The sequence below is a fragment of the Paenibacillus sp. NN59 genome, from assembly GCF_057597225.1.
On the sequence record NZ_CP199678.1, the window covers coordinates 4,595,728 to 4,618,474 of the forward strand.

Annotated in this window: 23 protein-coding genes; 2 read left to right on the forward strand and 21 right to left on the reverse strand. The window is 46.4% G+C overall.

Going from position 1 to position 22,747, the window contains the following annotated elements:
- The first annotated feature begins 212 nt into the window (after positions 1–212).
- The gene (locus ACT89M_RS20160; protein WP_253492522.1) at positions 213–1,214 is read left to right on the forward strand and encodes a Na/Pi cotransporter family protein; all 1,002 of its coding nucleotides are present in this window, start codon (positions 213–215) and stop codon (positions 1,212–1,214) included.
- 81 nt (positions 1,215–1,295) lie between these two features.
- Here ACT89M_RS20160 and ACT89M_RS20165 read toward each other — a convergent pair whose 3' ends face one another.
- From ACT89M_RS20165 to gpr, 21 genes are all read right to left on the reverse strand, one after another.
- A complete protein-coding gene (locus ACT89M_RS20165; RefSeq protein ID WP_445667226.1) occupies positions 1,296–1,733 on the reverse strand; it encodes an NUDIX hydrolase in 438 nt (145 codons plus the stop codon).
- Positions 1,734–1,836: 103 nt separating this feature from the next.
- Positions 1,837–3,183 carry a tRNA (N(6)-L-threonylcarbamoyladenosine(37)-C(2))-methylthiotransferase MtaB gene (gene mtaB, locus ACT89M_RS20170; protein ID WP_090914775.1) on the reverse strand — a complete coding sequence of 449 codons (1,347 nt, stop codon included), beginning with the start codon at positions 3,181–3,183 and terminating at the stop codon, positions 1,837–1,839.
- A 2-nt stretch (positions 3,184–3,185) separates the two neighbouring features.
- Positions 3,186–3,950: an RsmE family RNA methyltransferase gene (locus ACT89M_RS20175; protein WP_154957796.1), complete on the reverse strand. Its 765-nt coding sequence runs from the start codon at positions 3,948–3,950 to the stop codon at positions 3,186–3,188.
- 146 nt (positions 3,951–4,096) lie between these two features.
- Entirely contained in the window at positions 4,097–4,777 is a 681-nt protein-coding gene (locus ACT89M_RS20180; protein ID WP_090914779.1) for a site-2 protease family protein, read from the reverse strand.
- Between the two features lie 3 nt (positions 4,778–4,780).
- Positions 4,781–5,746, reverse strand: coding sequence for a 50S ribosomal protein L11 methyltransferase (prmA, locus tag ACT89M_RS20185; protein ID WP_487344789.1), 966 nt, complete (start codon positions 5,744–5,746; stop codon positions 4,781–4,783).
- 168 nt (positions 5,747–5,914) lie between these two features.
- Positions 5,915–6,307, reverse strand: a complete 393-nt coding sequence (locus ACT89M_RS20190) for a hypothetical protein (protein WP_154888007.1) — start codon at positions 6,305–6,307, stop codon at positions 5,915–5,917.
- Positions 6,300–6,479 (reverse strand): YfhD family protein, encoded by a 180-nt coding sequence (locus tag ACT89M_RS20195; RefSeq protein WP_090914785.1) that lies wholly within the window; start codon positions 6,477–6,479, stop codon positions 6,300–6,302. Before ACT89M_RS20195 ends, ACT89M_RS20190 begins: the two co-directional genes overlap by 8 nt.
- 23 nt (positions 6,480–6,502) lie before the next feature.
- Positions 6,503–6,871 carry a hypothetical protein gene (locus ACT89M_RS20200; RefSeq protein ID WP_341181134.1) on the reverse strand — a complete coding sequence of 123 codons (369 nt, stop codon included), beginning with the start codon at positions 6,869–6,871 and terminating at the stop codon, positions 6,503–6,505.
- A gap of 216 nt (positions 6,872–7,087) precedes the next feature.
- A complete protein-coding gene (dnaJ, locus tag ACT89M_RS20205; protein ID WP_090914789.1) occupies positions 7,088–8,206 on the reverse strand; it encodes a molecular chaperone DnaJ in 1,119 nt (372 codons plus the stop codon).
- 134 nt (positions 8,207–8,340) lie between these two features.
- Positions 8,341–10,179 (reverse strand): molecular chaperone DnaK, encoded by a 1,839-nt coding sequence (gene dnaK / locus ACT89M_RS20210; protein ID WP_090914791.1) that lies wholly within the window; start codon positions 10,177–10,179, stop codon positions 8,341–8,343.
- A gap of 124 nt (positions 10,180–10,303) precedes the next feature.
- Positions 10,304–10,894 carry a nucleotide exchange factor GrpE gene (grpE, locus tag ACT89M_RS20215; RefSeq protein ID WP_139168822.1) on the reverse strand — a complete coding sequence of 197 codons (591 nt, stop codon included), beginning with the start codon at positions 10,892–10,894 and terminating at the stop codon, positions 10,304–10,306.
- Between the two features lie 23 nt (positions 10,895–10,917).
- The gene (hrcA, locus tag ACT89M_RS20220) at positions 10,918–11,949 is read right to left on the reverse strand and encodes a heat-inducible transcriptional repressor HrcA (protein ID WP_090914795.1); all 1,032 of its coding nucleotides are present in this window, start codon (positions 11,947–11,949) and stop codon (positions 10,918–10,920) included.
- Positions 11,950–12,122: 173 nt separating this feature from the next.
- A complete protein-coding gene (locus ACT89M_RS20225; protein WP_154957799.1) occupies positions 12,123–13,475 on the reverse strand; it encodes a sensor histidine kinase in 1,353 nt (450 codons plus the stop codon).
- The gene (locus tag ACT89M_RS20230; protein WP_251507280.1) at positions 13,472–14,200 is read right to left on the reverse strand and encodes a response regulator transcription factor; all 729 of its coding nucleotides are present in this window, start codon (positions 14,198–14,200) and stop codon (positions 13,472–13,474) included. The genes ACT89M_RS20225 and ACT89M_RS20230 overlap by 4 nt, the downstream gene beginning before the upstream one ends.
- 262 nt (positions 14,201–14,462) lie before the next feature.
- A complete protein-coding gene (locus ACT89M_RS20235; RefSeq protein WP_308722834.1) occupies positions 14,463–15,251 on the reverse strand; it encodes a hypothetical protein in 789 nt (262 codons plus the stop codon).
- Between the two features lie 279 nt (positions 15,252–15,530).
- Complete coding sequence (locus ACT89M_RS20240; RefSeq protein ID WP_487344790.1) at positions 15,531–16,001, reverse strand: N-acetyltransferase; 471 nt, start codon at positions 15,999–16,001, stop codon at positions 15,531–15,533.
- Between the two features lie 117 nt (positions 16,002–16,118).
- Entirely contained in the window at positions 16,119–17,303 is a 1,185-nt protein-coding gene (hemW, locus tag ACT89M_RS20245; RefSeq protein WP_145332173.1) for a radical SAM family heme chaperone HemW, read from the reverse strand.
- 109 nt (positions 17,304–17,412) lie between these two features.
- Entirely contained in the window at positions 17,413–19,227 is a 1,815-nt protein-coding gene (gene lepA / locus ACT89M_RS20250; protein ID WP_090914807.1) for a translation elongation factor 4, read from the reverse strand.
- A 146-nt stretch (positions 19,228–19,373) separates the two neighbouring features.
- Entirely contained in the window at positions 19,374–19,730 is a 357-nt protein-coding gene (locus ACT89M_RS20255) for a DUF3679 domain-containing protein (protein ID WP_090914809.1), read from the reverse strand.
- Between the two features lie 26 nt (positions 19,731–19,756).
- Positions 19,757–21,049: a stage II sporulation protein P gene (locus tag ACT89M_RS20260; protein WP_154957804.1), complete on the reverse strand. Its 1,293-nt coding sequence runs from the start codon at positions 21,047–21,049 to the stop codon at positions 19,757–19,759.
- Between the two features lie 156 nt (positions 21,050–21,205).
- Positions 21,206–22,207 carry a GPR endopeptidase gene (gpr, locus tag ACT89M_RS20265; RefSeq protein WP_154887994.1) on the reverse strand — a complete coding sequence of 334 codons (1,002 nt, stop codon included), beginning with the start codon at positions 22,205–22,207 and terminating at the stop codon, positions 21,206–21,208.
- Positions 22,208–22,383: 176 nt separating this feature from the next.
- On the opposite strand from gpr, the gene rpsT reads away from it, so the two are divergent.
- Positions 22,384–22,656: a 30S ribosomal protein S20 gene (gene rpsT / locus ACT89M_RS20270; RefSeq protein ID WP_024628504.1), complete on the forward strand. Its 273-nt coding sequence runs from the start codon at positions 22,384–22,386 to the stop codon at positions 22,654–22,656.
- The last annotated feature ends 91 nt before the right edge of the window (positions 22,657–22,747 follow it).

Here is a 22,747-nt window from a genome sequence, read left to right on the forward strand (position 1 = left end):
GCCTATGCTTCCGATGTAGCTTTCTTTCAGAAAGCTCTCAGGCGAGCGCTTCGCTTCTTCGAATTCAATTTCGTCCCCTCCGCTACGTTTGCCGAATCACCGTATCTTTTGTATGGGGGATGGCAGTTTCAATTCCTCTTGTGCTTGTCATGCTTGTCTCTGCTTCCTCATAGGATAAGTGATAAGGAATGGGACGGGAGGAATGATTCGGAATGTTCAGAGAAGTAATTCTGCCTCTGTTATATGGACTTATAATCTTTTTTGGCGGTATGAAGCTGATGGAGACAGCGCTACAGCGCATGGCGGGACCGATGCTGGCAGGCTGGTTAAACCGAGCCACTTCTGCCCCATGGAAGGGCATGGCATTCAGTGCAGGCGCGACCGCTCTACTACAGAGCAGCACTGCCGTAACGGTACTCACCATAGGACTAGCTAATGCGCGCTTAATTACCTACGGACGCACACTCGGCATTATCTTGGGAACCAACATTGGAACTTGCTTAACGACAGAGCTTGTCGGTCTTCAGATCGGACGTGCCGCACTGCCTTTGTTGCTTATATCTCTAACAGGCTGGGCTGTTTTTGTTATCCTTGGTGAACGCAACCAGATTGCTCCTGAACGTACTCGCCGTACTTTAGCGACGATCCAATTCAACTTTCTTGCAGCAGCAGGTTTTGCTCTCGTCATGACGGGCATTCAAGTCATGCAATCCATCGCCGTTCCACTTCGGAGCATGGGTGTATTCCAATGGTTTCTGGAGCGTTCGACCGATAGCCTATGGTGGGGTTTTCTTGCCGGTGCGTGCCTGACTGCGCTGATTCACAGCAGTGCCGCAGTTATTAGCATGGCGATTACACTAGCAGCGACAGGCGTACTGCCTGTAGAGATCGGCATCGCCATTGTGATCGGGTCTAACGTCGGGACCTGTATCACCGCTGTTATTGCAGCCGCGGGCGGAGCTTCCGCAGGCCAATTTGTAGCAGCCTCCCATGTTGTACTCAACATTGCGGGAGCACTGCTGTTTATGCCGCTGATTGGCCAGCTGCATGCAGCGTCAGCCTGGCTGTCAGCGGACCACGGGGCACAGATTGCGCATGCCCAGACCCTTTTTAACATCATCAGCTCATTGCTGGCTTTACCGTTCTGTTACTTGCCCATCTGGCACAAAAAAACACCTGTGCTTGCCCCGTCGGCAAAGAAACCTGTCGCTTAATAAGTCCTCACGATATCCGCATTATTGGCGACAGAATGTGTAGGTCAGTAGACCATCATTCAAACGTAATGTCGTGCTGTTTTATACGTTAATGCCCAGTTTGTTCAAGCCAATGCGCAAAATGTCATCGTTATTATCGTATCCATTCTGCCGCTGTTTGGACCATGCCTCTTCCGGAGCATACCAATCCACACCTTTAATCTCTTCGATCTGAGGCTGCAAGTCACCACTTTCTGCTGCCACGAGGTAATAGTGCACTTCTTTGTCCACTGGACCAAACTCGGCATGCTCGTACGTATAGGCAATAATATTAATAGGCTCCACAATGCAGCCCACCATACCCGTTTCTTCCAAAATTTCTCGGAGCGCCGTCTGTTCGATCGTTTCTCCATCTTCCATTTTGCCCTTGGCAAGTGTCGTTTTACCATAACGGTCTACGATGAGCTGGATTTGAATCTGGCCATCCTCAGCTGTTCTGTATACAACGCCGCCTGCTGAAATTTCTTTTTTGTTCATAATGTTTTCCCCCATCTGACTTCAATTTCTTTTCTTGGCAAAGAAGGACCTCATCTCCTCGGGTATTTTCCCCAAGGAAATGAAATCCTTGTACATAGCGCCTGAATTACATCGCGGCGGGTTTCACATTCTCTTCCAGTACACGAACCAGCGTACCTTGGCTTTCATTGGCACCGGCTTCAGTCAACTTCACGCGGCAAACCTTGCCTACCATATCCGGCGTTCCATCGAACACCAGTTGAATGTAGTTGTCACTGTATCCGTGCAACTTGCCACTGCCTTCGCGGCCTTTTGCTTCACCTTCAGGAATAACCTCGAGCACTTGCCCAACGAATTTCTCAGCATACTCCAGTTGCATCTGCTCAGACAGTTCAATCAGCTCATGCACACGTGCATTTTTGATTTCGTCATCCACTTGGTCCTCCATGCGCGCTGCCGGAGTACCTGTACGTTTGGAGTATGGGAATACGTGCATTTCCGAGAAACCGATTTTACGCATCAACTCGTAACCGTTACGATACATCTCATCTGTTTCGCCAGGGAAACCAACGATAACATCGGTCGTGATCGCAACATCCGGCATAGCCTCACGTATACGCAACATTTTGTTATAGAATTCTTCGGTTGTATATTTGCGGCGCATACGTTTCAGAACCGTGTCATCTCCTGCTTGTAGCGGAATGTGGAAATGACGGACCAATTTATCCGAACGTTTAATAACATCCAGCATCCGGTCATCAATCTGGCTTGCTTCAATCGAACTGATCCGGATACGTTCCAGACCTTCCACTTTGTCTAGATCCCACAGCAAGTCGGTCAGATCATAGTTATCCATGTCATCTCCATACCCACCTGTATGAATACCCGTCAGGACAATCTCTTTGTAACCCGCTTGTACGAGCTGATGTGCCTGCTGAACAATGCTGTTTGCCTCACGGCTACGGGACAATCCACGGGACCACGGAATGATGCAGAAGGTACAGAAGTTATTGCAACCATCCTGAATTTTGAGGAACGCACGCGTACGATCCGCGAAATCCGGTACATCCATTTCTTCAAATACACGTGTTTTCATAATGTTACGGACCGCATTGACGGGCTGACGGGATTCCTGAATTTCATTTACATATGGCAAAATTTTATCCCGATCCTGGGTTCCGATGACCAGGTCCACGCCAGGGATATCCAGAATCTCGGCAGGAGATGTCTGTGCATAACATCCGGTTACCGCTACAATCGCATCCGGATTGCGACGGATGGCACGGCGGATAATTTGACGACTCTTTTTATCACCTGTATTCGTTACGGTACACGTATTAATCAAATAGACATCGGCTGTCTGTTCGTCGAAGTCTACCTGTTCGTAGCCCTCGTTTTTGAACAATTGCCAAATCGCCTCTGTATCATAAAAGTTAACTTTGCAGCCCAAGGTGTAAAACGCCACGGATGGCATAATTACATTCCCCCCATTTCTCCAGATTCATATAAAACACAAGTTAGTGCAGCCATACCAGCCGTCTCGGCTCGCAAAATGCGCTTGCCCAGTCCAACAGATATCGCACCTGCCTCATCGGCCTGAGCCGTTTCCTTCTCGGAAAATCCACCCTCAGGTCCAACAACAATCAACACATTTGCCCCTGCATCAGGAGCAAGCTCTCCCACAAACGGCTTCAGAACATCTCTAAGATGTTTGCCGTCCTCTTTTTCATAACAATAACATACAAGATCGTAGTCCCCAAAAGAAGATAACAGCCCTTTCCAGGAAAGCGGCTGCTCAACGGTTGGAATGCGGTTACGATGGCTCTGTTCAGCAGCTTCCTTGGCGATTTTCCGCCAACGCTCCAGACGTTTGCCTTCTTTCTTAGCGTCGTATTGCACAATCGTACGTTCGGATAGAAAAGGCACAAAGGATACGGCGCCGATCTCCGTACATCTCTGAATGACCGTCTCCATCTTGTCCCCTTTGGGCAAGCTTTGTGCTACCGTTACATTCAACCTTGCTTCGCGATCCATAACCAGCGGTTCCAGGATAGTCGCTTTTACTTCCCCTGCCTCAATACTATCGATGGCGACCAATGCTTCTTTGGAGCTTCCGTCGCTGACAATCAGCTTGTCTCCGGGTTTGCCACGCATGACTTTGCCGATATGACGGGCATCATCGCCTGTTATCACCACTGCATGTTCACTGAACTGCTCTGCAGATACAAAATATCGCTGCATATGTTGTCCACCCATTCTTTCCTGTTATGACTGGAATTCTTCCTGCTGGAAGCAGGCAAGAATCCAATCGCCACAGATGATCATACAACTTTTATGTGCTTATGACCAGCACTACGGTTCGATTACTGACCATTTATGAGCTTATATTAAAGATATAATTCAATAACGAGACCAACTAAATCCCGGTACATGTCATTAGCAAACAAATATAGGGGTTGAATTGTGACTGCCTGTAATGGCGGAATAATTAAGATCAATAGAAAGACAATGATGGACCATTGTTCCACACCTTGCAGCTTGCGACTGATTGAAGGCGGCAACACATCTTCAAGAATACGATAACCGTCCAGTGGTGGTAACGGGATGAGATTAAACATAAACAGGAAAAAGTTCGTAACACTGAACATCGGCAAAAATGTCATCACAGCTGTGACTACCCGCTCATTTTCAATGTTCCCCAGCACGCCTGATCCAAACAATATTCCATAGATTACTGCCCCAATAATAGCCAGTAGCAGATTGCTGAGTGGACCTACTACAGAAACAATCGTTCCCATGAGTCTCGGTTTGTCAAAGTTCGCACGGTTTACAGGTACAGGACGTGCCCATCCAAAACCTGCAATCACAAGCAAAAGCACCCCAAGCAGGTCAAAGTGCGCCACCGGATTCAAGGTGACCCTTCCAAGCAACTTGGCTGTTGGATCACCGAATTTATTAGCAAAATACGCATGCGAAAATTCATGAATCGTAAATGCAATCAAAATGGTCACCAGGAAAAACGGCAATTGATCCAGCGGAAGGCGGAAAATCCGATCTAAGAAGTCCATAGACTACCTCTTTCTGGCTTCAAAGGCTAGCCAGTCCTCTTCACGCTCGATCGCACGAACTTCAAATCCTGATGCCACCAGTGCATCATGTACAACCTGCTCCTTGTTCTTCCAAATGCCCGAAACGATATAGATCCCACCAGACTCCAGTGCATTATACACATCATCAACGAATAGCAAAATAATTTCAGCCAAGATGTTGGCCACAATAATTTTGACTGGCAGCTTGACACCTAGAGCGGGGTCTTGACTTCCAAGCACAGACAATAGATCACTTTCTTTGACCGTGATCTGCTGCTGCATCTTGTTCAGCTCCACGTTTTCCATCGCACTTGTTACCGCAACCGGATCAAGATCAAGTGCCAGCACATGCTTAGCACCTAGATGTACCGCGCCGATGGCCAAGATACCGGAACCTGTACCCACATCAATCATTTCCTCGCCACCCTGAATGACCTTTTCCAGTGTACGTAAACAGAGCGTTGTCGTTGGATGCGTCCCGGTACCAAAAGCCATTCCTGGATCAAGTTCAATAATTTTTTCATCTGGGCTCTCCGGTGTATATTCCTCCCACGTTGGCTTGATCGTCAGACGCTCGGATATGCGCACCGGTTTGAAGTATTGTTTCCAAGCCGTTGCCCAGTCATTTTCATCCACCGTACGTGTTTCGTAACGAATCTCTCCGACATTAATTCCAAAGTCGGGCAATTCTTCAATTCTCGAATTTACTTCTGCCTGCAAGGCAGTCATGTCTGTACCTTCGGAGAAATAACCTTTGATGACCGCAAAACCTTCGGGAATATCATTCAAAGGAACGTCATATAACTCGCCATACGTCGTATCCCGTTTTTTATTTAAAGTACCGGACTCTTCAATCGACACCCCTCCAGCACCCGCTTCATGCAAAAAATTCGAAATCATCTCCACAGCTTCTTCTGTGGTATGTATTGTTAGTTCATGCCATAACATACGTGGTTTTGCCTCCTCATTATTCAAACATCCCAACTATTGTACTACACTTGCGAGCCGAAGCACAAAGCATACTCGTAAAAGAAAACAAAACAGGATATCCGCAGTGAAACCGCTCGAATATCCTGTCCCATTTTTCGGTGCTGTCGATCTTTCTCTTGAACACAACTAATAAAAACGTCCGCCGTTCTGTGTGATCATCTCTGCAGCTTGCGGTAAAGAATCGTGAGAAACGGATACCGTCAGCAAAATGCCCTGCTTCACACTTCGCGTTGCATCTTCTGGTGTATGTTCATACACCTGTCCTCCCGATAACATCTCGGTCTCATCACTGATTAGAGCGAGTACATTTAGCTCGCCGCTGAAGCCGCCAACAACCGCTGTTGGTGAATGCTCTTCTTTCTTAATATCAGTTGAGCCACCTGTTCCTTCATGCTCACGCAGACTCTCGATACGTAACTGGTTCGGATGCAGCAACTCCAGAGCTCTGCGAGCAGATTCAGCTTCAGACCAACTCGTGAATACAGCCTCTAGTGTGACCGCAGAGCGATCTTCAGTCATTGATTTCTCTTCCTTGACGACGATCCGCTGCCTCACTGCGGCGCAAAGCTTCGATATCCTCGTGATCGGCCAATTCTGCGCTGAACTCCACATCCTCATTTTTCGCAGACTGCAGACGCTTCATCTTTTCCGTTTTTGTTAAAATTTCACCTGGTCGTTGTCGATTAGCCATGTTGTTCTTCCTCCTTTTCAAAATCAGATCATTCCACCGGCTTGTTCAATAATCGACATTGCTCGGTGATGTACCTCTTCATCTACAACGACAGTTAATAGGATGTCCCTGCCTGTAGGGCCGCCTTGTCCGCCATCACTCATTCCGCTTGCAGCAGGGTCTGCCGCAGCCATAATGCCTGAGCTACCACTCATTTGCATCGCATCAGGTATCCATGATGAGTAACTGCCGGAGACACCTGGTTTATAGGAGGCTCCGCTTGGCCCAACACCCGCATAACGGCTAAAACGATTAATAGACAAGTCTTCCACTCGCAGCGCCTCCAATTTTTTGACCGCTCCCTGTGCCTGCTCAGGGCTATGAAAATAGGCCAAAATATTTTTCTCCGTCATTCGCTTCACCTGCTTCCTGTAATTCTGTCAATCTGTATCTATTTCACAGATCGTTCCCGCCATGCTATCTTTCCGCAACCGAGTCCAGAATATACCGAATTTCTGACATGTGGGAACACTTGGGAACACTTCGAAGCAAACTAATTTACATACAAAAAGACACCATCGATCATCAAAGATCATCGATGGTGTCCTCATAACTACTTCATATATGAATCAGTCGCCGCGAAAGGCGCGTTTTACTCGATCAAAGAACGATTGCTCATGCTCATGAGTTTGTTCTCCATCCAGTGCAGCAATTTGACGAAGCAGATCTTTCTGTTCGTCATTCAGCTTACTTGGTGTAACCACAACAACCTTCACATGCTGATCTCCTTGTCCCATACCGCGCAGGCGTGGCACGCCTTTACCTTTGAGACGGAAATACGTTCCGGTTTGTGTACCCGCCGGAATTTTCAGCTTCACTTTTTCGGTCAGTGTCGGGATTTCAATCTCGTCTCCGAGCGCGGCTTGAGCAAACGTCAACGGAATTTCACAGTAGATGTCATCGCCTTCGCGCTCAAAGAAGTCATGAGACTTCACACGAATAACAATGTACAGGTCGCCTGCAGGACCACCGCGCAGACCGCCTTCACCCTCACCTGTCATACGTAACTGTGCACCGTCATCCACACCAGCTGGAATGCGAACATTGATTTTGCGCTGTTTGCGAACTTTGCCGCTACCGCTACACGTTGTACATTTTTCTTTGATAATCTGTCCAGTACCGCTACAGTTCGAACAAGCGCGGCGATTGACCATACGACCAAATGGTGTATTCTGAACGACTTCCTGTTGTCCACTACCCTTGCAGACCGTACATGTTTCCGGCTTCGTTCCTGGTTTGGCACCTGAACCGTGACAAGTGTCACAGCCTTCCGTACGCGGAATCGTAATATCCGTTTCCTTGCCAAATACAGCTTCCTTGAACTCAATGGTCATGGTGTATTGCAGATCGTTCCCCCGTTGCGGAGCATTCGGGTCACGGCGCCCGCCACCACCGCCAAAGAACATATCAAAGATGTCGCCAAATCCGCCGCCACCAAAGTCTCCACCGCCAAAACCACCTTGGTTCGGATCGATGTGACCATACTGGTCGTACTGAGCACGCTTCTGGCTGTCACTTACGACATCATAAGCTTCTTTTACTTCTTTAAATTTGGCCTCTGCATCTGCTGCCTTGTTTACGTCAGGGTGATACTGACGGGCGAGCTTGCGGTAAGCCTTTTTGATTTCCTCGTCGCTTGCATTTTTGCTTAGTCCGAGTACCTCATAATAATCACGTTTTTCAGCCACTCTTCCACCCCCATAACATTCACCTTATCGCACATCGTGACAAAAGGAAAGTCAAAGCACGGGAGCCCCGGCTATGACTTTCCCTTTAATCCGAACGTCACCGATGTTTTAACTCGCAGGCTATCGCGAATTAATTATTTTTTATCTTCGTCTACAACTTCGTAATCAGCGTCTACGACGTTGTCACGTTTAGCAGAACCTTGTTGCTCTTCAGCACCCTGAGTCGCTTGTGCATCAGCTTGAGCTTGCTCATACAATTTAACAGACAACTGTTGAACAATCTCAGTCAGTTCTTCTGTAGCGGCTTTGATGTCTTCCAGATTGTCGGAAGCCAGTACGCCTTGCAATTTTTCTTTGGCAGCATTTGCTTTTTCTACTTCGCCTGCATCTGCTTTTTCACCAAGATCTTTAATCGTTTTGTCTACAGAGTAGATCAATTGGTCTGCACTGTTTTTCGCTTCTACAAGCTCTTTACGTTTTCTGTCTTCCTCAGCATGAAGTTCAGCATCTTTCATCATTTGCTCAACTTCAGCATCGCTCAGACCGCTGGAAGAAGTGATTGTAATTTTTTGTGTTTTGTTTGTACCTTTGTCTGTTGCAGACACGTTAACGATACCGTTAGCATCGATATCGAAGCTAACTTCGATTTGCGGTACACCCCGTGGTGCTGGAGGGATATCTCCCAACATGAAGCGACCAAGCGTTTTGTTGCCAGCTGCCATCTCGCGCTCACCTTGCAGGACGTGAATCTCAACGCTAGGTTGATTATCTGCATAAGTGGAGAACACTTGAGATTTGCTTGTAGGGATCGTCGTGTTACGCTCGATCATTTTCGTAAATACGCCACCTGCAGTTTCAATACCCAGGGACAGTGGAGTTACGTCCAGCAATACTACGTCTTTCACGTCACCTGTCAGTACGCCCGCTTGTACAGCTGCACCCAAGGCAACAACTTCGTCCGGGTTAACACCTTTGTGCGGCTCTTTACCTGTCAGTTTTTTGATCGCTTCCTGTACAGCAGGAATACGAGTGGAACCACCAACCAATACGATTTTATCGATATCGTTAGGTGTCATGCCCGCATCGCTCAATGCACGGCGAGTTGGTTCAAGCGTACGTTCAACCAGACCAGCAGAAAGCTCTTCGAATTTCGCACGGCTCAGGTTTAATTCCAAGTGCTGAGGAACGCCATCAGCAACCGTGATGAACGGCAGGGAAATCGTTGTAGTCAATACGCCGGAAAGCTCTTTTTTCGCTTTTTCTGCTGCATCTTTCAAACGTTGTACCGCTGCTTTATCTTTGCTCAGATCAATACCTTGATCTTTTTTGAATTCATTTACGAGATAGTCGATAATTACTTGGTCGAAGTCGTCACCGCCCAGTTGGTTGTCGCCACTAGTCGCTTTAACTTCGAAGAAACCATCGCCCAGTTCCAAGATGGATACGTCGAACGTACCGCCACCCAAGTCATACACGAGAATCGTTTGATCTTCGGATTTTTCCATACCGTAAGCCAAAGCTGCTGCTGTTGGCTCATTGACGATACGAAGTACTTCCAGACCTGCGATTTTACCTGCATCTTTCGTCGCTTGACGCTGACTGTCATTGAAATAAGCTGGAACGGTAATAACCGCTTGAGTTACCGTTTGGCCTAAGTATGCTTCTGCATCAGCTTTCAATTTTTGCAGGATGATTGCAGAGATCTCTTGTGGAGAATAATCTTTGCTATCGATCGTTTCTTTGTGGGATGTACCCATGTGACGCTTAATGGAAATGATCGTACGATCCGGGTTCGTGATCGCTTGACGTTTCGCTGTTTCACCAACGACACGCTCTCCATCTTTTTTGAAACCTACAACGGAAGGAGTAGTACGCGCACCCTCCGGGTTTGGAATAACTACAGCCTCGCCGCCTTCCATAACGGCTACGCATGAGTTGGTTGTTCCTAAGTCAATACCAATTACTTTGCTCATCCGAAAATTTCCTCCTCGACAATTTAAAATGAATAGGCACTTGTCAGCCTTATTGTGTTAGTCAGTTAACTGCTCTATGTGTATAAAACCTGTATATTAAACTTCGCCATTTATTACACTTAGATTAAGAACTAACCTTAACCATAGCCGGACGAAGCACTTTATCTTTCAGCATGTAGCCTTTTTGAACTTCTTCCACAACGATGCCTTCTTCATGCTCATCGCTCTCCACTTGCATAATCGCTTGGTGGAATTCAGGATTAAACGGTTGTCCAACGGTTTCCATTGGAGTCAGTCCTTCGTTCGTCAGCACGGTTTCCAATTGACGCAAGATCATTTGAAATCCTTTGGCAAAAGATTCAGTCTCCGTACCTTCCGGTACAGTAGCCATAGCGCGCTCGAAATTATCCATAACTGGAACCAGTTCGGTGACCAGCTTCATCGAAGCGTATTTGGCAAGCTCTTCTTTTTCCTTCTGGGTGCGACGACGGAAGTTATCAAAATCAGCTTGCGCACGTACAAAACGTTGCTGTGTTTCCTCAGCCTCTGCTTTCAAACGTGACAATTCATTTTGCTCCTGATCCGTTATCTCCTCAGCCTGTGCTTCTGCAGCTGCAGCCTCATTGACCGGTTCCTGCTCAGCGGCTGTTACTTCTTGCTCTTCTGTGAATGATTGCTCCTCTTTCAAGATGTTCACCTCCTTATAAGAATGAATCGATGAATCGTAATTCCCGTTGCTTATTTGAAGCGAGTCGTCAGCATCGTTGTAAGATCACGGGATAATGTATTTAGAATATGGATGACACGTGCATAATCCATGCGGGTTGGTCCCAGAATTCCAATGGAGCCAAGTGCCTCGCCGTCCAACGAATATGACGCTGTAATCAAGCTACAGTTCGCAAAGGCCTCATGATCATTCTCTGTGCCAATTCGCACCTGAATCCCAGACCCGCCGGGCACTGGCATCATCAATTTCATTAATGTTGGTGTCTCATCTAACAAGTCTAGAATGTCCTTAACCTTTTCTACATCTCTGAACTCAGGTTGTGTCAACATATTGGTAGCGCCGCTGAGGAATAGACGATTGTCATGCTCATTGTCAAACGCGCTATTAAGTACCTGCATAACTTCCTCATAACGTGTAATGTGACGCTCCATCTCTTGGCCCAGCTCGGTATAAAGACGTGACTTCAGCTTGTAGATTGGTACGCCTACCAATTTGCTGTTTAACAGACGAACCACATTCTCCATCTCAGCAACCGAAATCTCGGGTGGGATCTGAACTGTCTTGTTTTCCACCTGACCGGTGTTCGTCACAATAATCGCTACAGCTTCATTCTCATTCAGCGGGAGCAACTGGAAGTGACGCAGTGAGGTGTGGAAAACCTCAGGTCCAAGCAGAATCGAAGTATAATTGGTCATATGAGACAAAATGTTGGAAGCATGCTGAATAACCTGTTCCATAACATTCAGCTTCTCTGCAAAAAATGACTTTAGATCATCCAGTTCCTGTGGCTCCACCTGATTCCAGGGAACCAAATGGTCGACATAATATCGATAACCCTTATGAGAAGGAATGCGTCCAGCCGAAGTATGCGGCTGTTCGAGAAAACCCATCTCTTCAAGGTCGGCCATTTCATTACGAATCGTTGCCGGACTGTATCCAACATCTCCTCTTTTGGAGATGCTTCGGGACCCTACGGGCTCAGCTGAACGGATATAGTCATCCACTATAGCGTTCAGAATCATTCGTTGACGCTCTGTTAACATGGTGAGTATTCCCTCCTTCTGACTGTACTGTCCCATGTCGTTAGCACTCAAGTTAGATGAGTGCTAATCGGTAATACAAAAATACCAAACTGACATGATCATTGTCAAGTCAGTTTGCGGAATGGGATCATCTATTTATAGTATAGGCCAATAACCTTCACTTATAACGTATATTATGCACCTTGATGCTGGATTTCTCGCTCCGCAGGATAATGTCTCAGACTGAAACGTGCCCCACCTAGCGGTGAGTCACTATACACCAAATCTGCATGGAGACGCGTTGCCAGTTGCTTGCTAATGGTTAGCCCCAATCCTGTCACACCATTATTTCCTGTGTAAAAACGACGGAAAATATGCTGTCCATCATGCTCATTCAAGCCTGGCCCATCATCATCGACATGAAAAATCCAGTCCGCGTGATCATCAGCAGAGAGTTCCAATGTTAATTTCACTTGCGTTTCGGTATGGCGCACAGCATTTTGCAACAAGTTTAGCAAAATCTGAAACAATTGCTCACCTGCTGTTTCCACGATGAACGAATTGGCTTCCGCTGTCAAATGTATTCCTCGCTGAAGCGCAGTTGGCATAAGCAGATACACTGCTTCTTCGGCCATGTTTTTCAGGTCAATGACTGCCACAGGCCATTCCTCATCCACAGTTTCCAGTCTGGAGAGCTGAATCAGTTTTCCAACCATGTCAATGAGGCGTTGCGACTGGGTAGCAATAATATCAAGTCCCTGATCCGTGGATACGACCTGATCCTGAATGGCATACACGTAACCTTGAATGGACATCAATGGTGTCTTAAGTTCATGGGATACATTTTGCAAAAACTCCAGCTGATGCCGGTGATGGTCATCAATTCTGTTACTCATTAATTGAAAGGTCTGGATCAATTCGCCGATTTCTGTATGGTCAGCCTGTAGGAATTGATCTCTGTCAGGCATGTTTGGCTCATACTTGTTAACAGCCTCTTTCAACCGATTGAGCGGCTGTACCGTTCGCCACACGGCGAATAATCCTATCAACAGAATGACAACAAAACTTGCGGCAATCGACAGAAGGGTTGTTCGAAACAACGGAATGTACATTGCCCTGAGTGACGATAGCGGAGAATACAAGATCACTCGAAACTGTTTATGTGACAACTCAGCCTCACTGTATAGGACCTTTTTTCCATTTAAAATCATATACCCTTCGTGTGTACCTGGAAATCCTTCCAATTTCATCCCCACACGCCCCGCACTGCTTGAGGCGACAATTTTATCCTGCCCATCAATTACAAAATAGTCCGCATAAAAGAGAATATCTTTAATAAAAAAACGAAAACTGTCATTGTCCAGATCCTCCAGATCATCTACACGAATGATCTTGACAGCCTTCTTCGTTTGTCCATTTAATTGCTCTTTGACCTGATTGAGCAAAATATCATCAAAGAGGTGTATAAAAAACAGTACCGTAAACGCCACAGTAACCAGCATACTTGCAAACAAGGCGAGCAGCATTTTGCTGCGTATTGTCTTCATCGTGTATGTACAGCTGCTTTATAGCCGAACCCCCACACGGTATCAATGGTCAGTGTAGCTTGAACCTGTGCAAGCTTTTTACGAATCCGTTTCACGAGATCATCCACTACACGCACTTCACCGTAAAAATCATAATTCCAGACCTGCTGGATCAACTGTTCACGGCTGAATGGACGATCCAGGTGTTGGGATAGAAATAACAAAAGCTCGTATTCCCTTCCGGTTAGCCCCAATTCTTCTCCACTAACATTGACACGTCGGAATTCTTCTGAAATCTGCACGTTGCCTATACTAAAATACGACCCTTCCTTAGGCTGATGCCGCTCCGTTTCTTTTAGTTCAATCCCTTGTGATAAACGACTGCTGTGTATCAAACGAAGCATACCTTTTACCCTCGCAACCAGCTCACGAGGATTGAAAGGTTTGCTCAGAAAATCGTTACATCCCAGTTCAAGCCCATTTAAACGATCAATTTCCTCTCCTCGAGCCGAGACCATAATAATGGGAATTTCAGTGAAGGTTCTCAGTTCCGTCAAGAGTGTAAGCCCATCAACCCCTGGCATCATAATGTCGAGAATCAAACAGTCCGGCTTTCTCAAGCGCACTTCCCCGACCAGCTCTCTGCCGTGTGCAAAGGAGGTCACTTCATATTGTTCCTTCTTCAAATAACCTGCAATAAGTTGCAAAATATACGGATCATCATCCACTACAAAAATATGCGGCATCGGCGTTCACCTCGGCATGAATATAACACTTCTGATATGTTTTTTATTAAATATATTACTACTAATGTAACAGAGTCTGTACTCAGATTCCAAACTTCCATGAATGGCCTAAATATAACGTTACAAACACCCGATTCAACATGAAAAAGACGGAGTTCCCCCCTAAGAGAGCTCCGCCTGTGTACGCCGTATATCATAATGTCACTGATGCGTTAAATTATGGACTGGATCTGGTACAGTGAGAGCATCAGAGCACAACTTCTTATTTATGGGATGAGCTTGATTTTGCTGCCTCGTTTTTGTTTGTAACATTTGTTTTGGCTGGTGCTTTCGTAGCAGATGTTGCAGCTTTATGAGTTGTCACGGTAACTGTTTTATGTGTTGCTGTTTTTGGAGTTGTTGTTTTCACTCCAGTTTTTGGCGAAGTTGCTTTGTGCGCTGCGATTTTGTGAGCGGCTTTTTTCGCTTTGTGTGCCGTTTGTTTTGCTTGATGCGCAGTAGCCTTTGCTGTTGCTGAAGCTTTGTGTGAAGCCTGTTTGGCGTTATGAGCCGCAGCTTTGGCTTTATGTGTCGTTGTTTTTGCTTTGTGTGTTACTGTTTTTGCTTTATGAGCAGTTTTTCTGCCCTTGTGATGCATTGCTGTTGTTTTATGAGAAGCCCTTTTTGCTTTGTGAGTCACTTTTGATTTGTGCACAGCTTTTTTCGCTTTATGCTTCGCCACTTTTGCTTTATGAGCAGTCTTTTTGGCTTTATGCGTTACTTCGCTCGCTTTGTGAGTTGTTGTTTCCTTCTTGGTTGTAGCTGTTGTTTTGGAAGGGTCCGCTTTAGCTCCTGTCGTTTTTGTCGGCGCTACAGTAGATTTGGCTGCTGGAGTGGTTGTTGATTTTGTTGTTGTAGATTTGCTCGTTGAGCTAGCCGATGCTCCAGCTTTTTGTGTTTCAGACGGTTTTACGGAATTCACAACAGGCGTTGCGGCAAAAGCACTACCTGCTCCACCAATTACACTCATCGCTGTTACCAAAGCTGCTACATGTTTTGTCCATTTTTTCATGATCGGTCACCTCATTCTTAAGATTGAGCTATCTGCAATACTCCCTGCTTCGTACGTTGAAAACCTTGTTTTTATCCGTGTTCTTCAACTGTTCCACTGTGAAGTTTTTTGCAGATCGCTTATGTAAGTTCATCTTAACAAGAGGATGTGTGAGAATAATGGAATAAGTGTGTGAAAAGTATATGAAAAAAACGAGCACCAAAAAAAGACCACAAGCCCTTTGAAACCTTAGGTTTCTTGGGTTGTGATCTTTATCTTTTTATTCATATAAACGTATAACTACGCTGACACATTCAGTTCTTTTAGAACCGCAATCTCGTCACAGCAATCCTGCTTGCTGCAATGAACACAGTCCGTCCATACTTTCTCAGGGAAGATTTCTTTTTCCACAACAGCAAAACCATTTTTCAGAAAAAAGGAAACTTCATACGTGAGAGCCATCACCTTTGGAATCTGTTGTCTCTCCGCCTCTTCTACAAGCCGGTCAAGTAGACGGGACCCGATGCCAAGCCCTTTATACCCCTCTGAAATGCCCAGTGATCTTACTTCCACCAGGTCATTGCCCAGACGACATAATGAGCCGCAGCCTACGACAACCCCATCCACCTCAGCCACAACAAAATGCTCCAGCTGTCGATCCAGTACTTCCCGTGAACGCGGAAGCATGATCCCACGCTCTGCATATCCCTTAATCATTTCAAACAGTGGTTCAACATCTTCCGGTACAGCTTTCCTGCATATAACCGACATCCAGCTCTCCTCCTATAACGACGCTTTCCGAGGAAAGCTAGCTTCGTAGTTGTTTAAATTAACACGCCCTGTAAAACAATATGAATAAATATACAACAGAGCGTATAGAATTTCAAGCTACGAATTTAGCGATATAGAGCCGATAAACTCCGCAAAAACGTCATTGCCGAACAGAATACCTTGTTCACTCAGTTTAAAGCCGTCTGCTGTCCGCTCAAGCAATCCTGCATGCAACATTTTGCCCAGCGGTTTCGCAAATACATCCTCCATGGATTCCCCGAACTGATTATGGAATCTTGAAGATGAAGCGCCCTCCAACATACGGAGTCCTACCATTAAGTAATCCTCCATCGCTTCCGCACGGCCAATCTCGAAATGATCCAAACGAGGCAGTCCCGCACGTGAGGCTTCCACATAAGGATTAATCCCTTTAATGTTCATATGGCGTTCACGGCCCACGTAACCATGTGCACCTGCACCAAGTCCGTAATAATCCTCATTGCGCCAATAGGTGATATTATGACGGCTCTCGAAGCCAGGTTTGGCAAAGTTACTGATCTCATACTGTTCATAACCTGCTTCTTTCATGCGCTTCATTAATAGAAGATACATCTGCAACTCATCATCTTCGTGTGGAAGAGGTAATTGATTTTTTTGGTACAGGGTATGGAAAAGTGTATTTTCTTCTACCTTCAGGCTATAGATCGAATAGTGTTTCAGATCCAGTTCCAGCGCTTTATCGATACTTTCATTCAACATCTCCACCGTCTGGTTTGGCAATCCAAACATCAGGTCAATCGACAGGTTATCCAGTCCCGCCTTACGTGCGTTCTCTAAACTGCGATATACATCATCTGTATTATGAATCCGGCCAATGCCCGTCAGTAGATCATTCTGAAAAGCCTGTACGCCAAAGCTGACACGGTTAACACCGCCCTCTTTCATCGCCGCAAGCTTCTCCGCATCGGTCGTTCCCGGGTTGGCTTCCATCGAAAATTCAATATCGTCTGCCCAATTCGGGAAGTAGGTTTTGACCGAACGCAGGAAATAAGCCATCTCGTCCGGTTTCAATGCGGTTGGCGTTCCGCCGCCGACAAAGATCGTTTTAATTTCGCCTGGCGGATTCGCCTTGACGGTATGTTCCATCTCCCGTTCCAGCGCCTCCAAGTATTGCATCACGGGCTGATCTTTCAGAACATAAGAATTAAAGTCACAGTAAAAACATTTATTTGTACAAAATGGAATGTGAAGGTACACCGCTTGGGGCGCACCTGTTTTCTGGTTGTGTGCTGCAAGTGTCACGGTAAGTCCCCCTTGATTTGAAAAAAGGAAAGCCAGTTGGCTTCCCTTTCAGCTAAAATGGTAATTCAATTTCAATACGCAAAGTCTTGATGTACCCAGAGATTGCATTTTAATCATCAATTTTCAGTACCGCCATAAATGCCTCTTGTGGCACCTCAACGTTACCAACCTGCTTCATCCGCTTCTTACCTTCCTTTTGCTTCTCCAGCAGTTTCCGTTTCCGCGAGATGTCACCGCCGTAACACTTGGCAAGTACGTTTTTACGCATCGCTTTAACTGTTTCACGAGCCACAACCTTGGTGCCCACAGACGCCTGAATCGGTACTTCAAACATTTGCCGCGGAATCAGTTCGCGCAGTTTCTCACAGATGATACGGCCGCGATTGTATGCACGATCTCTGTGAACGATAAAGGACAAAGCATCGACTTGTTCGCCGTTAAGCAGGATGTCCATTTTCACCAGATTCGACTGGCGGTAACCGGACAGCTCATAGTCAAACGAAGCATAACCTTTGGTGCTTGATTTCAACTGGTCGAAGAAGTCATATACAATCTCGGACAACGGGATCTCATAGGTAATCGTAACCCGTGTTGTGTCCATATATTCCATATTGATAAATTCGCCACGTTTATTTTGGCACAATTCCATAATGGTTCCCACGTAATCATTCGGTACAATGATTGAAGCCTTCACATAAGGCTCTTCAACGTAATCAATCCGTCCTACCTCAGGGTAGTTGGATGGATTATCAATTTGAATCTGCTCGCCGTTAGTCAGCGTTACGTGGTAAATTACGCTCGGTGCTGTCGTGATCAACGGAATGTTGAACTCGCGCTCAATCCGTTCCTGAATAACGTCCATGTGCAACAATCCCAGGAATCCACAACGGAATCCAAAGCCCAGCGCGCTGGAAGTCTCCGGCTCAAAGCTGAGCGATGCGTCGTTCAACTGCAGCTTCTCCAATGCCTCACGCAGATCCACATAGTCCGATGTCTCAATCGGATACAGACCGCAATATACCATTGGATTGATTTTACGATAACCGGGCAGTGGTTCAAGTGTCGGATTTTTCGCGTCAGTAACCGTGTCCCCGACTTGAGTATCGCCGACGTGACGGATACCCGCAACGATAAATCCTACATCCCCGACGTTCAGCTCGTCCACAATGGTCATGCGTGGCTTGAACGCTCCTACTTCGATGACTTCAAACGATTTGTTTGTTGCCATCATTTTGATTTTGGAACCCGCCTTGATTTTACCGTCAATAACACGCACATACACGATAACCCCTTTGTAAGGGTCATAGTGCGAGTCAAAAATCAGCGCTTTAAGCGGTTGATCCGGATCACCTACAGGTGCGGGCACACTCTGTACCACTTGCTCCAAAATCTCTTTGATCCCGATGCCGGCTTTGGCCGAAGCCAATACAGCGTTGCTGGTATCCAGTCCGATAACATCTTCAACTTCCTGCTTCACCCGTTCCGGGTCAGCACTTGGCAAGTCAATTTTGTTGATAACCGGCAAAATCTCCAGATTGTTGTCGAGCGCAAGATATACGTTAGCCAGCGTCTGCGCTTCGATCCCTTGAGCCGCGTCAACGACAAGCAACGCCCCTTCGCATGCAGCAAGACTACGTGATACCTCGTACGTAAAGTCTACGTGTCCAGGCGTATCAATGAGATTCAGTAGATACTCTTCACCGTCGTCCGCTTTGTAATTCAGGGCAACTGCTTGCAGTTTAATGGTGATTCCGCGTTCGCGTTCCAGATCCATCTGATCCAGTACTTGCTCCTGCATTTCACGTGATGTCAGCGCACCTGTGTACTCCAAGATCCGGTCCGCAAGTGTTGATTTACCGTGATCTATATGTGCAATAATTGAAAAGTTACGAATTTTACGTTGTCTTTCCCGAATGTCAGTCATTCCTTACCCCCAGAAACAGCCTAGTGTCAATCACTTCATTATAACAGTTGCTTCAAGGTGCATCAATCCCATGATGATTTTACTTTTATAATAAAGTTACTTGAAGAGTGCCCCGGAGGTTTAGTTTTCCTTTAATCCGCCCGCTTCTATTCATCTACTCCGCCAAAAAGAGAGACCACCCACTTGATGCCGCTGTTTGACAAGTTTTGCAGCAATCCAGCCGTTTTTTCCGCCAGCACATCCACCGGGGCCTTGTGCTGGTCTGCCCCAAGCACCTGGCTCGGGGTCTGGACAGGAACAAACGGCTTTTTAACCTCGGTCTGCACAGGCTCAGTGGATACAGTTGTATTTTTCTCAGGTGCGGTTTCTGTGGTCGCCACTACGGGGACACTTTCCACAGGGTTGTTATGCTGAAAACCACTGCCTGCCAGCTGCATGCCAAGCAATACACCAAGCAACATAAGCACACTGACAGACAGCATTTTTTTGCCAAATCTGGACATCCCTCAGATCTCCCTTCTTCTATAATTTATCCGCCCTTGGATACCGGTTTTGCGCTTGCTTTATCTACGTTCTGCTCGTCCCAGTATACTTCCGCGATCATATCCGCCAGAATTTTGGACGTTCGTTTCAGCTCAGCTGCCGTATTGTCAATGCCACCGATTTCGATGAGAATGCTGTTCGGGGAAAGCGTTTGGTTATATTCTCCATTGTTGCCTCCTCCGCCATTCTTCCCCCACACCCCTCGGGATACCCCCGGATACTTCGCTTCCAGCTTTTTGTGGATTTTCGCAGCAAAGGCTTCATTTTTACGCCAATTTGGATTCTCATGTCCGATAATAAAATATACCTTGGCATAACTCTGATCACCGATGGTGGTTGTCGTTTTTTTATGTCGCTGGGAATCGCGGTGAATATCAATTAGATAGGTCAGATCGTCATTCTGAGCAAGCGCCGCTTTGACAGTCTGTCTGGAATATTTATAGGAAAAGTTCCAATTGTAATCTTTGATTTTCGTTTGATAATCTTCCTTCGCATGCTCTACTCCGACGCCCAGCTTCTCCAAGCTATCCGATAGATAGGTTCCCACTTGAAAAACATTACCTGTCGCTTTACCGGAAGATGGATTATCGCTATCCGTGCCTAGCAGTGGATTATATCCTTCACGCGGATGCGAGTGATAGATAAGGACGGATTTTCTCGTAATGGCCGGGTTCCCCTTGTCTTGCCCATTCCCTTTTGCTGGTGGATCTTCATCGACTGTACCCTTTCCCGGATCATCCTCACTGGAAACGTCTGGATCATCCTTACCCGGGGGAACATGCAGTTCACTTCCTGGCTTACCTTCACCTGATGAGGCTGTTTCTGTCAGGCCTGGACCTGGCTGATAATCTTCAGGTGCTTCTGCCTTGGTATTGCCAGAGCCTGGTCTAAGCAGAACGGGCTGATTTGCACCCATGCCTGGCATTTCACGTGCGATTAAACTTTTGGGATCTTGAGGATTCACATTCGTGAGCAATTGAAACACAAAAGAAGTTAGATTTTCACCGGAAATTGCAGTGTTCTGTTCCTTCTGAGTAAGATGAGGCACTTCCATACCCAACATGTCCACAAAAAAGCGGCTTGAGACTGAACCTGCAAATCCCTTCATGGAAGAAACCGGGGAACTATTCAACCTTTTTTCCGCCATGCCTCCGAGCCCGAGTGCAACAAAAAAGAGGGCAGATATGATCATAAGCAGCAACAGTGTACGGCCCATGGCCAGCACATGCAGACATCTTTTTTTCCACTTACCAATGTTCCATGCCAATATCTTGTTCATTCTTATGTCTCCTTCCCTTGCAGAACAACTCTTATACTTCAACTCTATGAGAGTATTCGATTTGATAGAACAGGAAGTAGAAAGATAAAGTGGACAAAAAAAAGAAAGTCCGATAGATTCGGACCTTCTTCTCCGTTCCATATTAGGGGATTTGCTCTAGTGTGTGTAAGCCGCAACGTTATCAGGGTTTACTGCTTCGTGAAGAGCCGCATTAAGTCCGGTTGCAATGACATTCGCTATGCCTTCAATGAACTCATCAATTTCTTTCGGAGTTACGATCAGGTCATGTCCGAGCGGTTCAAGCACTTCTTTTACCAGACTCAAACGATCCTCTTCACCGATGTCATCGAGCATACCCATGATTTGTTTTGTCTGATCAGTTTCCTGACGAAAGTGAGAACGCATCATTTCGATGACGTTGTTCACGATGGTCGAAGCATAACATACCGTTGGCACACCGATGGCAATGCAGGGAACACCCAGAATTTCCTTCGTTAATCCACGACGTTTGTTACCAATACCAGAACCAGGATGAATCCCGATATCAGCCACCTGAATCGTTGTATTCACTCGTTCAAGTGAGCGGGAAGCGAGCGCATCAATGGCGATAATGGCATCAGGACGGGTACGCTCAACAATGCCCTGCACAATGTCACTTGACTCGATTCCCGTTGTACCAAGCACACCCGGAGCAATAGCACTGACCTCACGATATCCAGGCGCCACCTGATCTGGTACCAATTCAAAATACTGCCGGGTAACCATCAAATTCTCTACAACCAACGGACCAAGAGAATCTGGAGTTACATTCAGGTTGCCGAGACCTACGATCAGTACCTTGGAATCCTTGCCGATGCCCGCCTTGGTCATAAACGCTTCCATTTCTCGTGTGAATTCGGCGGCTACCCGTTCCTGCAGTTCAGTATCTCCGTTGCGAAGGGAGGGCACCTCAAGTGTGACATAATGGCCTTTTACACGCCCTATGGCTTTCGCTGCTTCATCATTCAACACATCAATCCGTGTAATCGTAATGCCCTCTTTCTTATCTACATCCTCACGTAATCCGGGGATCGTCTGTTTCTGACTGCCTTGTGCCATTTCTTTGGAGTCAATGGCCAAATCGGTACGTACGGTATAATTTTGTAAATCCAGTGTCATCTGTGTCCCTGCCTCCCTTATTCCATTTGAGTATATTGTGTGGGAAAAAGGCGGGCTTTATGCAACATACCAAACAACGATGCAAAATCTGTTGCAATTTACATGCTAGCGTGATAGAATATTTTAAGTTGTGAAACGTTTGTATTCATGCGAATGCCTTACAGGAGGTGAATGTAATGCCAAACATCAAATCCGCTGTTAAACGCGTAAAAACGAGCGACAAGCGCCGCGCACTCAACGCTTCTCAGAAGTCTGCACTCCGCACAGCTGTTAAAGCTGCTGATGCTGCTCTGGTAAGCAACGAAGTTGACACTGCTAAAGCTGCGATTCAAGCTGCTTCCAAAAAGCTGGACAAGGCTGTAACTAAAGGTCTGGTTCACAAAAATGCAGCTGCACGCAAAAAGTCTCGCTTGGCGAAAAAACTGAACGCTCTTTCCGCACAAGCGTAAGAAGCGTTACTTATACGAACCAATGGAAAAATCCTGAACAGCATGGGCTTTCAGGATTTTTTAGCATCTGTTCCGCCAAGTAAAAGAACAT